The organism is Stieleria mannarensis, from assembly GCF_014154935.1.
In the GTDB taxonomy this organism is placed as follows: Bacteria; Planctomycetota; Planctomycetia; order Pirellulales; family Pirellulaceae; genus Stieleria; species Stieleria mannarensis.
Genome location: NZ_JACEHH010000003.1, coordinates 4,382 through 21,832, shown reverse-complemented (window position 1 = coordinate 21,832; position 17,451 = coordinate 4,382). Strand labels below are relative to the sequence as shown.

Sequence of the window (17,451 nt, the reverse complement as noted above, 5' to 3'; positions counted from 1 at the left end):
GGCGAAACGTTTGCCTATTCTGCCAAAAAGGTGTCGGACACCTTTTCCCTGGAGCGGATCACGGCGGCCGATGGGAGCGCGTCGCTACGGGTGACCGACAGCGGGATCGTGGCACCGAGTGGGGAACGGTTGACGATTGTTCGCGACAGCGACGGGCGGATCAGCGAACTGGTCGGGCCGGCGGGCGAACATCTTGTTTACCGCTATGACGCCGAAGGACGATTGGCAGTCGCGATCGACGCGTCAAACGGCGACCGGACGTTTTACGGCTACGACACGGATTCGCGTCTGACGACGATCAGTCCCAATACAACGCTGGGCCAATCGATCAGCTACGACGCCGACGGTTCGGTCGACACCACCACATCGATCCAGCCTCACCTGGGCGGGACACGCCAAATCCTGGCCGCCCCGATCACGGGCACGCCGGGAAACGCTGCGGACACGTACACGTTTACCATCACCGAAGGCGAATTACGCAGCAGTCCAACCGGTGCGATTACGATCGGCGTGGATGTCGTTGGTGCGGTGGGCGAGATCGTCGACTTGGTGGCCGGCACTTCGGTGGACAATGGTTCGCGATCCGTTCGCACCTACAGCATCCAGGATCCCGGCACCTATTCCGTGTTGATTTCAGGTGCGGCGTCGGCGGCGTACACCGTTAATCTGTATGCCGCAGGAGACTTGAACGGCGACCGACAAGTTGACGGGTTGGACCAGACTCTATTGACTGCCGCGTTCGGATCGATTCGTACCGACGCGAACTATTTGGAATCCGCCGACGCGGACCGTGACGGCGATGTCGACGCGCTGGATCGTTCGGCACTGGAAAGTGCATTCGGATGGATCGCCAACCAAGCGCCCGTCATCGTGTTACCCGCGCTGCCGATCGAAATTCGAAACGGGCAATCGGTGCCGCTTGATTTGACGGCGTTCAGTTCTGATCCTGAGAATGATGCGTTGTTCGCTGTGGCTTCGTCCGTCGCCGGAGTTGATGTTCGCAACCTGGGCGGTGGATTGGCGGTGGTGGGTTCCACCGGATCCATCGGTCAAACCGGAAGCATTGACGTCGCCGCCCATGATGGAATTCTTTCTTCAGCCGCTACCTCTATGTCAACGTCGACCGTGGCTGCCGGCTTTGTCAAATTGGAAATCGGCTCGCGCGAACGACTCATGTCTCCCGGCGATGTCGCCCTGATCAGCGTCCAAGGGGTCCGCCCCGACGGTTCGGTGGTCGAATTGTTGCCGGGCGAAGCATCGTTTAGCAGCACCGCCGGCGACGTCGCTTGGGTGACCGACCGCGGACTCGTTACCGCCGGCATCGCAGGAACCGGCGTCATCACGGTGACCGCTGCCGGGCTATCGGCGGCTTTGGCGGTTGAAGTGGGAACGCGTGCCGAGCGATTGGTTGAAGTGTTCCCGACCAGTTACGCGATGACCGCAGGCGAAGCGAGAGAGATCGTCGTTCGTGAACGTTTGCTCGATGAGATTATCGACATCTCACCCTCGGTCACGGGCACCGTTTACGTTCCCGAGAACACTTCCGTTGTGTCGGTTGACGCCGAAGGAAACCTGGTCGCCGTCAGTGAGGGCACGACGCGGGTGACCGTCATCAACGGCGGACGGGCAACGGTCATCGACATCTTAGTTGCCTCGGCGGCAACCGGTACGGTTTCGATCGGTGCCGACGGCGGCTTGGTATCCGACGGCACCGGAGTCGTGGTCGGCGTTCCCGCCAGTGCCGTGGATGCTGCGAGGGACTTTTCGGTTCAGCGGGTCCAGGAAGGCGATCTTCCGTATTCGGTTCCCGGTGGATTCAAGTTTGCTGCGGGGGTGACGATCACCGGCGACGAAGTGGCGACCGATCTGCCGCTCAGCTTGGCGATCCCCGCCCCGCCGACGGCTTCACCGGGCGACGAGTTTTTCCTGATGCAACCGGTCGATGTCGTTTTGGAAGGCGGTGTTGTGGAACAGAGTTGGCGCTACGTCGATTCGATGGTTGTCGGTGCCGACGGGATCGCGCGCACAACCAGTCCGCCGAACATCGGCGTCGGGGCGCGTACCTGGAACAACGGTTCGTCGGCAATCTTCAAACCCAGCCCGGTAGCCGCCTACGCGATGACCGCACCGGATTTGTCGGGATACTTGGCCCTGCGAAGCGATCTTCAAATCCGTGAAAAGCAATACAACGACTATTCGGCACAACGGTTCCCGGGAGTGGTCAGCTTTGATCAAGCGACCGGTCCCGATGCGGGCGATCCGGAAAAACGGTTCTATGCTTCGGCCGGCCCGTTCGGTGACATATTCCTGCCGGTGGTAGCCGAATTCGATTATGACATGAAATACCACGCAGCCCAGCCGGAAGGTTTGGTGTTGCTGGAAACGAATCGCGTCCGCGTCAGCGAGGGAGAAATCCAGCAGGGATTATTCCCGCTGAAGCCTCGATTGATCGCAGCGACGCTGAAGGCACCGACGATCACTTCGGCCGAGATTGTGAGCAGTTCGAACAACGAAGAACCACAGCTGAAACTTACCGGCAAGGACTTTTTGTTCCAAAGTCCTTACGCGGATGCAGGACCGCTGGGAACACGCGTGGCCGACTTGTTCGTGACCTTTGAAATCGGCGGCCGTGACACCTTCGATGCCGACGGCAATGTGTTTCCGGTCGGCGGATTGGATTACACCGTCGACGGTTCCGAACTGACCGGCGACGCCACAAGTTTGACGGTACCGATTCCGCAAGGCGTGTTGGTGGGGGCGAGTACGATCACGGTGACTCGCCCGAACAACGCACCGCTGGACGGTAAATTCGGCCGCCAGATCTTTACCAGTAATCCCGTCACCCCCGTGACGCAGGGCCGGTTTGCCTTTGTCCCCGCCGGCGGGGCCGATACCGTCACCGTCTATGACTTGTTTGCAACACAGCCTTATCAAGGCAACGACAAATTGGTGCCGAAAGTCGTCGCAGTGATTCCGCTGGGAGCCGGCCGCACCGATGTGGATCCCAATGGTCTGGCGCCGCGCAAAAGCGTTGTTTCGCCCGATGGAACCCGCGTGTATGTCACGCTGCAGCGATCCGGCGAAATTGCAGTCATCGATGCGGTCGCGCTTCAAGAAGCCGATCTGATCACCGAAGATGATCCGAGAGTTCCTGACGATGTGAATAAGGACGGCGTTCAACCGATCGATTTGCCCTCCGGCGCACAACCGTTTGATGCCGTTGTCGATCCCCAAGGTCACTATTTGTTCGTGTCCGACTTTCGGCATCCGATCATTTACGTGATCGACATCAACCCGTACTCGCCGACATTTCACGAACTTGTCGATTCGATTGACTTGCCGGAGATGGAAGTCCCCCGCGGATTGCGCGGACTGGCTGTTGAAACCGACGGAAGTGCGTTGATGGTGACGGCGCCTTCGGGAACCATCTTTGAAAGCGCTCCGGCGAACCGGTCCGGCAAGGTGTTGCGCATCGATTTGAACCCGCTTCGCGACGCAAACACACGCAAGTTGGTTTCCGGATCGGGGGAACAAAGCAAGGCACCGCCGATCGACGGACGTTTGATCTTTGATAAACAGTTGCCCGATGCGATTACGGAGGTCGGCCCCAATCCCTACGACATTACGGCAACCGATGAAGTCGGGGTGTTCCTGATTGTCGATCGCTCAGCAAGCGGACAAGGGTTCGGAGTACTACGACGCGGAACCGAAGTCTTTGATTACCAATTCGTCGACCTGAATCCGTTTGGACGAATTCCCCGATTGGTCGAAGGCCGCGATACCCAGGCCTTTGGAGTCCGCAATGCGCAGAGCGTGGAATTTGTACCGGCCAATCTGTTCAAAGACGCGATTGGCAAAGAACACCCCTCCTACGCGTTAATCACGGGGTTCAAAAAATTCACTTCGGGCGATCCGATGAGTGATCCCAGCCTGGGAGTGTTTGATGCCTACAACCCATTGTTCGAACAGTGGATCAACGGTGTCCCGGTATCTCGTTCGACAATCAATGAATCGATTGTCGCCGGCGGCAACATCGGGATCATTCGAAAACCGACCGGCGACTTTGACAGCTTGGTCGATGAGCCTCGGTTGGTTGCGGCAACACGAACGATCGAAGCCGGTTTCCCCGACAACGTTGCCGTGTCCGCAGCCACGGGTATCGCGTTGGCATCGTTCACTGCCAAAAACACCGTGTTCGGGTACGACACGGCTTCGGCAATTTCACTGATCGAAGAGTATTCCGAACGCGGCGTTTTGGAACCGTGGGGCCAATATCCCAACGGCGAACCGCCGGAAAATTCGATTGCGGAACTATCGACGATTCTGCGCGGGCCTCTGTCGACCGTTCCCATTGATGCAGTCTCGCCCCAAGTCGGCATCGCCGCTGATTACCGATTCTTTGCCGACAACGAACCGGGCGAACGACCGTCGGTCGGCTATGGCGTTCCGCCGATCGATCCCTTCGGTAACGGACCTCCAAACCTTTACGCACCGCTGGGGACCGATCGCGGACCGCGCGGCATCAGCATTCAACCGACACTCAAAGGCAATTTGATCGGCCTTTCGCCGACGCCGTACAACCAGACCCCGAGTCTGCAAAGTTTTCCGAATCAAGCGGCCGATGTCGAAACCGGAATCCAATCGTCCGCAGAAATTCAAACCGGCGCGTTCCACGAAACGCATTCACTGGTTACCTATCAATCGCAGGGTCAAATCCGTGGTCTGAATCTCCATTACGATTCGTTGCGCGCCGAAACTCGATTGATCCATTATTTTGCGATACCGCAAGCCGATAAGATTGACAAAACAGGCGATCCGCGAATTGCCGTTTCGTTGTCCGCACGGAACGCTGATGCTGTTTTCCAAGCCGACTCAAAACCGAACGACGAAGTATTGGAACAATTGCGCGATGCGGGACTGTCCGAAAATACGTTCTTTACCAAACTGCCCAGTAAGGTCGAAGGCGATTCGCAGTATGGGCTCGGAATCCCGTTCGACCTCAGTGAAGCTGCCAGCGGACTGTACACACTGTCGATGGATTACCAAATCGTGCGGGAGCAGGGCGGACGTCTGGTTCCCGAGCGTGTTCAAACCCAAACCGAACCGCTGGCCGTCGTCAACTCCCGCAAAGGCGCATTCGGAGCGGGTTGGGGATTGGAAGGCTATTTGGAATTGTTCGAAGGTGACGGCGGAGTGTTGCTGGTCGACGGCAACGGAACCGAACAAATCTTCCTGGCGCCTGAAGAGTTTGGACAGGCCTACACACCGTTGGCACTGGACTACTCCGAACTGAAACAGGACGCCAACGGTCGCTTTACACGGCGGATGCTGGACGGAACGGTCTATCAATTCGACGCGGACAACCGTTTGTCCGTGGTCCGCGATCGCCATGGAAACGAAACCCGGTTCACTCACCGAGACGGACGTTTGACCTCCGTTACCGATCCCGTCGGACTGGTGACGATGTTCGGCTATTCGGGCGATCAAGTGACATCGATTACCGATCCGGCCGGGCGGGTTACCCGGTTTGAATACAGCGGCGATCAATTGACCAAGATTACGGATCCGGACCAAACGTTTCGAACGTTCAATTACGATTCTTTGCCGTATGAACCGGATCGCGATGCAAGGCCGCTGACCGGATTGATCACGTCCCAAGTCTTTAAACGGGGCAACGCCAACGATCCCCTGGATGACGATTTCAACGAAACGGTTTCCTACGACGGAATCGGACGAGTTAACGGCGGTGAACGAATCGACGGAAAGACATTCACTCTGTCTCCATCACAATCCTTTGCCGTTCTAAAGGTTGCAGACGCGTCGAACTATGATTCCGCGCCCAAACTGGAGATCGTCGCTTCACCGGAACGTCGTGCCGAACCCGATCGCCCCGAAGCTGAAAAGTGCGGCATTGATCCGGATCACAACAATGACGAAACGTTAGGTTACCGCGCCGGTGCGACGTACACCGATTTCCGCGGCAACAAAGTCGAATACGAAGTCACCGGGTTCGGTCAACTAACCAAAGTCGAAGACGACCTTGGTGTCGTGCGCCGATTCGATCGCTCCGCTGCGGGTGGACAGATGATCGCGGAAATCGACGCACTCAGCAACGTGGTCTGTTTTGTCTACGACGCCTTTGGGAACATCATCGAACGCACCGATTTTCCGGGCGGCCCCGATTCCGGTGTCGCCGTCAAGACGGAATACGAATTCGATCTTGCCAAGAACAATCAACTGGTGCGCATCACCGAAGGGATCTCTCAGGGTACCTACGGACGCGAAACGATTCACACGCTCAACGTGGTGGGCGATGCGATCACCGTGACAACCACCGTGCCGGATGCGCCCGAAGGCAACCCGACCAGCACCGTCAAGAAATTTTCGTTCACCGCCAGCGGACTGCCATCATCGGTCGAAGACGGCTTGGGCAACGTCACCAGCTATACCTACGATACGCTGGAACGCATGAAAACGACCGTCTTTACCGACGGCACGATGACCTTTGACTACGACGGACTGGAAGGCAATCTGGCGCGCACGGTCGATCCGGCCGGCGACGTCGTTGAAATGACCTACGATCCGATGAATCGTGTTTTGACGACCACCAATTTCCTGCAGGATGTTCAATACACCAGTACCAGTGATTACGACGCCCAGGGCAACCCCATTCTGCAAACCGATCGCAATGAAACCCAAACGACCTTTGCCTACGGCGTGATGAACCGGCCGATCGAGCGGATCGACGATGCCGGCGAGCTGAACTACGTGTCGCAATTCGCATACGACTTAACCGGGCTGACGCCGGACTACAGCATCGAAAGAAATCCATCGTACAGCTACCGCATCATCAAGAACCCGCGCGGATACTACACCACCGAAGTCTATGACAAACACAATTTGCTGATCCATCAATACGATGAACTTGGTCGGCAAACCACGTTCACCTACGACGCTGCACGGCGACACGAGGACGATCTGTTGCCCGGCGGAGTGTTCATTGACCGAACACTGGACGGTCGCGGTCGAATTGAATCCGAAACAGGTCCGACCGTCGAAGTCAGCCATTTTGAACACGACAACCTGGATCGTTTGACGCGAGTTGTCGAAGAAAATGATGCCACCGAAGATCGCATCACACAGTATTTCTACAACGTGTTCGACTCGGTCGGCTTACAGATCGACGCCGAAGGACATTACTTGCGGACCTACCACGACCTGGCTGGCAATCCCACCCAGACGATCGAAGCCGCCGAATCCGACGATCCGTTTGCGACGGTATTCGGCTACGACACCCGCAATCGCGTCGACTCCATCACCTACAACGGTGCCGCGTCCGAGTCGTTCACGTATTTCCCCGACGGCAATATCGAAACACGAACCGATCGTCGCGGATTTACAACCCAGTTTGAATACGATGCGTTGGATCGACAGATCGAAATCACCAACGCCGAAGATGAAATCACTCATCTATTCTACGACGGCAATGGAAACGTTATCGCAACCGTCGACGGCCGCGCCGGCGGCAATCGCGACAACACGGAATTCCGGTCCGAGATGGATTATGACGGACTGAACCGGATGATTTCGTCGACCGACCCGCTCGGTAACATGACCACCTACACCTACGACGCCGTCGGCAACCTGCTGACCGAAGTCGATCCGAGAGGCAATGAAGACGGTGCCGACGCGGCTGACTATACCAGCACCTATTTCTACGATCCGATCAACCGCATGTTCCGGGCCGAATACCCGACCGGCGTTATCAAAGAGTTTGATTTCGATGCCGTCGGATACCAATTCTACGAACACACGTTCGGCGGTCAAAATTCAACCAATTCCAATTTGACGATCAATACTTATGACAAATCGGGCCGATTGCGAAAGGTCGTCGACGGCGAAGGCAACACCACCCGCTACGATTATGACCAGATTGGAAACCTGGTTCAATTGATCGACGACCGCGGCGCCGACCACCGCACCGAATTCAAATACGATCTCTTGGGCCGTGAAATCGAACGTAAGATTGCACCGGGTAGCGACGAAGAAGCAATTTGGGGAACCGATTACAACCCGCTGGGCTTGGTCGAAACCAACATCGATCCCACCGGTTTGCGTGTTGAATTCGGCTACGACGATCTGAAACACATGGAGACACGGACGCGCAATGGATTGGTCGATCGGTTTGTCTATGACGCCGCCGGAAATCTGATGTCCCAGACCGACCCCCGCGGCGACTTCTATACAACGAATTACGATTACGACAAAGTCGGTCGCCTCGTCAAGGAATTTGGTCCAAGCGGCACCCCCGACAATCCGGTACCCTACGAGATCGTTACCGACTACGACGACGCCGGAAACATGACCTCGGTTTCCGATCCGCGAAACGTCGAATGGAAAACGACCTTCACCTATGATGCCGCCGGTCGTGTCACAAGCGAAACCGACGCTTTGGGTTTCACCGCCTACTACGAATACGACGCCGTCGGCAACCGAACGGAAATCCGTGGGCCGGAAAGCAGCGGTGAATCCGACGACACTTACCTGGTGACACAGTACTTTGATGGGCTGAATCAGCTGATCGGCATCACTGAACCGGCCGATTCCGATGCGGCGACGACAGCCGGTTACACCACCTGTTTTGCCTACGATGCCTTGGGCAACGTGATCGCGACGGGGGATCCTCGCAACGGCGCCTCCAGTTGCGACGGTTCAATTCCCTCCGGCGAAATTGTTACCACGCGAGTCTACGATTCGCTGAGCCGGCTGAAAGAACGCACCGATGCAGCGGGTAATGTTGAAAAACGCGACTACGATCCGGTCGGCAACTTGACGGAAATGATTGACGCCCGCGGCTATATGACAACCTATCACTACGATCGGCTGGGGCATCAGAAGCTTGAAACTCGACAGGCCGGTGAACAGGGAGAACTCTTCGCCGTCACACAGTACAAATACGACGCAGTCGGAAACCTGGTCCGCCAAGTCGACCCGCGCGGTGACCGCTATTGGACGGAGTTCAAATATGATGACCTGCACCGGTTGATGGAAACTCATGTCAACACATTCGATGCCGCTGAAAGCGACCAAGTTCTTGTCACCAAGTACACGCATGACGATGCGGGCAACGTCGAATCCGTCACGGATCCCCGGGGTGACTTCTTTAAAGTCGAATATACCCACGACGCCAAAAACCGCGTCGTCAGTCAGTCGACGAACACGGGCGCCGAAAACACACCCGGGCCGCGTTCCGTACGCACCTATGTGTATGACGCTGCCGGAAACCAGACATCGGTCGTCGATCCTCGTGGTGCCTACTACACGTCGACCATGACGTATGACGAGCGAGGGATGCTGCGGGAAATCTCTCAACCGACTGGCAGCGAAAACGCACCGGGCGCACCTGCGGTTACCACTTACGACTACGACGCGGCCGGAAGAACCCAAACGATACAGTTGCCTTGGGTCAACACGCCCACCGAACGCGGAATCGTCAGCTATGAATACACGCCGCGGGGGCTGTTGTCGGCGGAAATCGATGCCGAAGACAACCGCATCGAATACTCCTATGATGCGGCCGGAAACCTGGAGGTTACTACACGATTCGGGGATGAATTCTCCGAAACCAAGATTGAAACCGTCTTCCCCGATGCTTTGGGGCGTACGGAACGCGTGATCGATGCCGACGGACGCGAATCTCGCCTGTTCTACGATGAAAACAGCAACCTGATCCGGGTGGTCGGCCCGACACTGGACCAAGACGGATTGCCGCACGAGCAATCTTGGACCTACGACGCACTCAATTTTCAATTGACGCATACGGACACCGAAGACCACACCACGGTAAACCAGAACGACTTTGTCGGCAACGTGATCGCCACCACCGACGGTCGCGGCGAATTCTTTACGACCTTCATCAAATACGACGCGCGGAATCTGGTTTTGGAAACACGACGTCCGGCGGGCGAATCGATCGATTCAGGTCAATATCTGGTTGATCAGTACGATTACGACGGCGTCGGCAATCAAGTTCGTCACATTGATCCGCGCGGACCGGCCTACGCGACCACCGCGATTTATGACACGATGAACCATCCCGTGGAAACGTCGCGAGCCTCGGGTGAATTTGGAAGCCCGAGTCAGCACGTCGACAAGTTTCAATACGATGTTGCCGGCAACCGAATCGCATATATCGATCCGCGGGGCGAGCAATTTATCAGTCGTTACACCGTCGACTTTGCCGGCCGCACACTGACTTCGGAATACCCCAGTGGTGACATCGGAACAACCGACACGGTGATTGACCGAAAACGCTATGACGCGATGGGCAACGTCGTTCAACACGTCGGGATCGGCGGCGAAGACTACGTAACGACCTATCGGTACGATCTGCTGGGACGGATGGTCTTGATGACCGATCCGATCGGTGAGAGCGAGGAATCCGTGTACGATGCCTTCGGCAATTTGGTCACGCTGACAACCACGCTCGGCCAGACACAATTCCGCTATGACAAACTGGATCGTAACGTTCTGACCGTCGATGCATTGGGGCAAGAATCACAGAGTCGCTATGAATCCGGCGGCAGCAAACGGATTGATACGAACCCCAGAGGTTACGAATCCACCACCGTTGTGGATGGTTTGGGACGAATCATTGAACACACCGATGAAATTGGAAATACCGCCACGACTCAATACGACGCGGTCGGTAATCCGATCGAAGCGGTCGATCCTCGCGGTATCAAAACGGTTAATCGCTTTGATGCGAGAAACCTGTTGATCGCGTCCACCAAGGCTGCGGAAACAGACGAAGCGTTGACCTACACGATGCAGTATGACGTCATGGGCAACTTGGTCGCCGAAACCGATCCGCGGGGTCAGTATTTCACCGTCGATTATTTTTACGACAATCTAAATCGACTGACCGAAGTTCATATGCCTGCCGGTGTCCCCGGCGAGCCCGGCATCTCCACTCCGGGATACGAAGACAAATTGGTACGAAAGATCTCCTACACCGCACTCGGATCGGTGGCGTCGGAGAGTTCGGTACGCGGTGACTTCTATACCAACGTCTTCACCTACGATCGGCAAAATCGATTGGTCAAGATTGACGCACAGGTCGGCACGCCGGATTCGCCCGAAGCCGTCACTGTCCTGAACGAATATAACAACGCGGGCAATATTGTTTCGACCACCGACGCAAACGGGTTTGTAACCAACAGCGACTATGACTTAAAAGGCCGCGTGATCCTACAAGAAGTACTGACCGACGATCCGGCCGCCGGTTCGGCGGGGAAGTTTGTCAATCGGTGGAAATACATCAACCGCGCTGACGGTTATGCGGTCCAGTACTTCGACGCCGCAGGCAACCTGGATACGGAAACCATCTACGACGCGCTGGGACGCGCCGTTTCCGTCACCAGCCGCTTTGATGAAGACGCAACAATGCGGTATGACGCCAACAACAATTTGATTGCCGAAACCAGCGGATCCGTGTCGTTTACTTATGATTACGATCCGCTCGATCGCCGAGATACCGCGACCGACGCCGACGGCAACACCTCGCGTTTTGAATATGACGCCAACGGAAACCTGACAAAGACCTTCGATGCGTTTGGCGTTCTGATCGATCATTCCGACTATGACCTGCACAATCGACGCAAAACCTATACCAATGCGCTCGATGAAACAACGCGATACGAGTACGACGACGCCGGCAATTTGACCAGCGTCACGGACTCGGCGGACAATGTGACCACCATGGATCACGACGCCACTGATCGCATGATCCGCGAAACCACCAGCCAAGGCGTTCGTGAATATGTCATGGATCCGGCCGGCAACATCATTGAGACCACCGATCGCAACGGTCGCCGCACCTTGTATACCTACAACGGTCGCAATCAAGTGCTCCGCGAACGATGGCTGGATGACAACGACGATGTCATTTTCGAAGTCAACAATATTTACGACGCCGGCGGACGATTGATATCCACCACGGACCCGAACTCTTCGGTCTCCTATCAACTGAGTGGCGATGTACTGGGGAATCCCTCCAGCGAAACGACCGATGCCGTCCCCGGAATCGATCCCATCGAAGTCTCCTACACCCGCAATATCCTTGGGCAAACCGCGCAACAATCAGTCCGTGTCGGTACCGCAGATCCACTACTGACGGAAACCTATTCGTACCAGGCCGCTACCGATCGGTTGGAGAGCATTCGTCAAACCGGAACCGCCGTTACCAACAAAGAGGTAAAATTTGAATACGCGACCGGACTCGGATCGATTTCCCGAATTGAACGCTATGACGATCGCAGCTCACAGAGCTTGCTGGATACGACGTTGACCTACGACAGTCGCGGATTCCTGGATGTGCTGCGACACGTCAATTCCGCTTCGGCCATCAGCGAGTATGACCTGGCCTACGATATCGCGGGCAATATTGAACTCATCTCCGGCACCTTTGATGACGCCATTTATTCCTATGACGATCAATATCAGCTAAGGTCGGTAACGCATACCGCGACCGAACTGGACGACGAAATCTATGAATACGGCGCCAACGGACAACGGATCGCGTCGACGCATCACGGAACCGCCTACCAAACCGACGATCAAAACGAACTGCTGTCGGCAGGAGATCTGGCGTATGAGTATGACGACGAAGGAAATTTAATCACGTCGACCAACGTCGATGACAGTACGGTGGATCGCTATGCCTGGGATCACCGCAACCGCCTGATTCAAGTCGAAACCTATGACGAGAACAACACGCTGGTCCGTGTCGTTCAGTACGGCTACGACCCGTTGGATCGGCGAGTTTCTCGTAGCATCGACGATACGCCCGGTGATTCCAACGGTCCCCAAATCGAGTACTTCACGTACGTCGACGGAAAGGTCGCAATCAAGTGGGTCGATGTTGACGGCGGCGGTGCAAGTTTGCCGGAAGTCGACACGACCTACCTGCAAGGCCCGGAAGTCGATTTGGTACTGGCTCAGGATTTCGGCGACGCCGGATACCAATGGCTGGTGACGGATCATCAAAACACCGTTCGCGAAATCACCGATGCAGACGGAAATTTGTTGACCCACTTCTGGATCGATTCCTTCGGTCGCGTTCTCGGGCAAACCGTCGAAGGCTTCTCCAGCGATTATCTGTTTGCCGGGCGTGAGTATGATTACGAAACCGGGCTGTATTACATGCGGGCCAGGTACTTTGATCCTCAGGTCGGACGTTTTATCAGTGTGGATCCGATCGGATTTGCTTCCGGTGAAAGCAATCTCTACCGCTACGTTGAAAACAACCCGGTCAACTTGCGTGACCCCAGCGGATTGAGTCTGTTTGCCAACCCGTTCCGAAACGCCGTTCAAGCCGCGCAGCGTCCGATCGGTCCGGTTGATTCGCTCGATACCGCCAAGTTCGTCATCGGGGCAGTCAACGGCGCGATCGACGCGTCCATTCAAAGCGGGATCGAACTGGCCAACACGTTTGTGTTTGATCCGATTCGCATGGCGACTGGCCAAGCGCCCGAAGGACAACTCTGGACCCAGGCCGTCGTGCACGGCAACTATACCGAAGCCGGTAAATTGATCGGGCCGATGGTACTGGGTTTAGTTCCCGGAATCGGCCCGGCGCTTGCCGCCGTTGCCGGCGCAGCGATCAATGCTCATGATTTCCAAGAGAGCTTTCTGAAAACGACGACCGCGTATTACGGCGGTGACGGTCGCGGTTTTGGGGAAGCAATGACGGAAGTTTATAGCGGAGCCAAAGATCTGGGCGGAATCGGCACCGCCTATTCGACCGTTAAATCAGTTGGATACAACGCTTTGGGCGGCAACTCGATCCGCCACGGTGCCAAAGCCGACGCCGGCGAAACCCGCTCTATGGCAAAGGCTCAAGAGCGTGCGGCACAAGGTCAAACCACCGACGTCGCGCAGCGTGTGCAGCACAAACACGACGCCATCAATGCCGAACCGACCAATTCGGCGCCGACGGCTCCGCGAAACCGGTCTGCATGGGAAACGCTGTATTCGGGAGCCAAGTCGTTACACAGTTCCTACGTAAAAATGCGAGGATACTACGACAAGGCAAAAGCAACCTACAACGGAGTCCGCGATCACTTCAACGATCCGGAGGTGCAACGTGACTATTACGAAAAACTGGAAACCGCCGAGAAGTTCTATAACAACGTCAAAGGCAAGGTCGAATACCTAAGGAAGAAGTTCAACGAGCGTCCCAAGCCGACAACGCATGATGCGGTCAAGAATGCATCGATTGCATCCAGATTGCTTGCCGCCGCGAAACAGCTGGATCCGTCAAACTTGTTCCCGGGAAAAACACACCCGGTCGACCGACTGGAACAGGCCAAGCCGAAGGACCGTGTCTATACAGGTGACGATGCATTGCGACTGGCCGCGCGTGTCAGGGAACTGTCGGGCGTGCCGACGTTTACCGACTCAAGCCGAAAAACAGCAATCGAGACGTTGGTGGCACAGCAGGTCGAAAAAGGTCATTCGGCCGATACGATTCGTTCGTTGATTGGCGACATGCAGAAGACGCTCGGCAGCGGTGCTCCCGGATTCATGGATCGCCACCGCGTCGCCAACAAATTTAGCGGTTCACAACAGTACCATCACATGCTGAAGGTTCTGGAGGAAACCGCAGTCCGCCAAAAAGGAAAACCGAACGGCGATATCGCTGCCGGAGTTTTGCGCATCGTTCGCGACGGAGACGCCGGCGGAAAAGTGGTTCACCAGCTCAGCGATTCGGGAACCAAGATCGATTTCCAAGATGTCGGGCGCGACTTTTTCCAAGCGACCGAAATCCGGTACCTGATGGCGCAAAGCAATTCGACGCTTGATTTTATCAACACGCTTTCCGGTCCGGGGCCATTTGCCGGTCGGCAGGATGCTGCCAACGCACTGGGGACAGTCAGTCAATTGCTTGACAGCGAGTTCTTTGTCTTGGGCGCAAAGGGAAGTTTCTTGGAGAACACCAAACTGACCTCGTTCGGTGACGGCTTGAATGCGATCCGCGCCGAGGCTGCGACCTATGCGTCGGCCATCGGCAGAAACGGTGCGGCGATTGCCGATGCCGTCGCCACCAAAATCGTCGGTATCCTGGACAACTTCATCAATCCGGGTGTCGCGGTGAAGACCAAGAAGAACGCATTCAAGGCGTCCGGAAATCCCAACAGCGCCGACCTGGATATTCGTCACCGCGGGCTGGAAGATTTCATAACCGGCATCGGTGGCCGAAACCAATTGTTTGCCCATGATGTGATTGACCCGGTCAGTAAAAACTTGGCCGTGCATCCCAGCGAACTCAACAACTCCGCGCCGCGTGTTCGCTTGGGATTGGACAAATCTGGCGGCCTGCAACTCCAATATTTCAATGTACCCAAGCACAAAATGGGAACATTCCATCGGTCGAAAGAGTTTCAGCAATTCGCAAAGAATCTGGACGAGTTCGTACGCAAGGGTGAACAGATTGCATTGGTGACACAAGCCGCCGGTATCGAACTTGATTTTGTCGCCTGGGTCGGCCGCAACGGGATGTTGGAAACCAGTGCCAAGGGGCTGCACACCGATCCTGAATTCCACATCCGCATGGGTGCAACCGGAGTCAGCTATAACGCAAAAACCGGAACCACCGCGTTTACCAGTGAATCGGGTTCACAGTTCACCGATGCGCGACGCACGACGATCTATAAAAAGGCGTACCTGCCGGTAATCAACGCAGTGGGCAGAGTCTTTAATCGCGATCTCAACCTGATCGCGTCAGATGAACCGTCGGCGATCTATGGTCCGGTCGACGTTCGGATTTCTGCCGACACTCAATCCGCGCCGAACCGGTCGGCCGGGTTGAAGACCGGGGTGTCACAGGCCGCCGGCGACATTGAATTCCAACTGTCAAAGGACGAAGCCATCGGGGATACCGCCGCGTTTTCGCAAATCCTCGAAGCAGCCGCAATGTATTGGAAGGCCGAGTTGGGCATCCCCTACGACGTGTCCGTCAAAATCGATGTTACGGACCTGAAAGGCGGACGACTGGCCTCTGCGATTCCGGAATCCTTCGAAAACGGCACGTTGACGGCATCCATTTTGATCGATGACAACGCCGCCGGACGGCAGTGGTTCATCGACCCGACTCCGCTGGATGATCGTGAATTCAGTAACGCCGAACCGGTCAACGGCTATGATCTATTAACCGTGGTTTCGCACGAATTGGGGCACTTGCTCGGATTCGGCCAATGGCATCCGGGATTTGCGTCGATTACCCAAGGCATCGAATCGACGGCACCATTCATTGTGACCGCAGGAAACGAGTTTACCCTGCTTCCCGGCGGCAACGAAATGGACTCTGCCCGCCACGGCGAACTGCTGATGGCTGCAACGCTGCGGGCCGGGACGAGAAAGTTGCCGGGAGCGGAAACTGATATTCTTACCGATGCCTACAACAGAGCGACGCTGACCGAGTCCAACTTTGATTCGTTTGCGAACGCCAACTACGTTCACCAAGACGGCCACGACGGAGTTCCGCTGGGATTTGTGCTGATGGCTGATTCGGTGGCATCCGCCTATGTCACCGGTCCGGCTGTCGGGTTGACCAACGAGGACTTCGAGCAAGCGAATGAGACCGCCGACGATTTCGCCTGGGATGTGATCGGCGACATCTCGATCGACGCCGGTGACGCGATCATTACAGAAGACGTCGGCATGATTTCCGATCTGTCGCAAACCTTTGTCGTGCCCAACGGCATCAATACGATTTCGTTTACGTTGACCGGGATTTCCATGGACGTCGGGGGCGTGGCTGATGGCAACGCGGTGCATCCGCCGGAGGTGTTTGAGGTCGCTTTGATGGACTCAGTCAATGCGACCAGCTGGATGGGCGAGATGCCCAAGTTGCCCGGCGGGGATGCGTTGCTGTCCATCCAGGCCGATGGGACGGTGTACTTCGCCGATGGGGTGACCGTTGAAGGGGTGAACCGCAGTGGACGTCTGGGGGATCTGACTCAGCCGATCGACGTCGTGATCAGTTTACCGCCGGAAGCCAGCGGCCAGGCTGCCACGTTGATGTTCGATCTGGTCGGGTTTGATGCGGACCACAGTCAGGTCCAGGTCAGCAACATTCTGTTGGAGGCCAGTAACGGATGGCAGAACCCGATCAACCAGTATGATGTCGATGACAATGGCTTTGTCAGGCCGCTGGATGCGCTGGTGGTGCTGAACGAACTGGCGCGGGCGTCGGTCTATCACCGCTCGACGTACAAGTTGTTCGAAATCACCGCCACCGTCGGGCCGCCATCGTTTTATGACGTCAACGGAGACGGGTTCATCACACCCCGCGACGCGCTGCGGGTGATCAACGAAGTCGCCCGACAACAAGCCGCCGAGCCGGAAGCGTTCGACGAGGCGATTGGAGAACTGTTGGACGAACTCTAG

The 17,451-nt window shown here is 56.3% G+C and carries 1 protein-coding gene (running past one end of the window); it reads left to right on the top strand.

Annotated elements, in window-relative coordinates:
• Nucleotides 1-17,451, top strand: partial view of a CARDB domain-containing protein gene (locus tag H1B37_RS02640; RefSeq protein ID WP_182865073.1) — the final stretch only. 19,446 nt of this gene lie to the left of the window's left edge; 17,451 of the gene's 36,897 nt are visible here — the last part of the coding sequence; the start codon falls outside the window, past its left edge; its stop codon occupies nucleotides 17,449-17,451.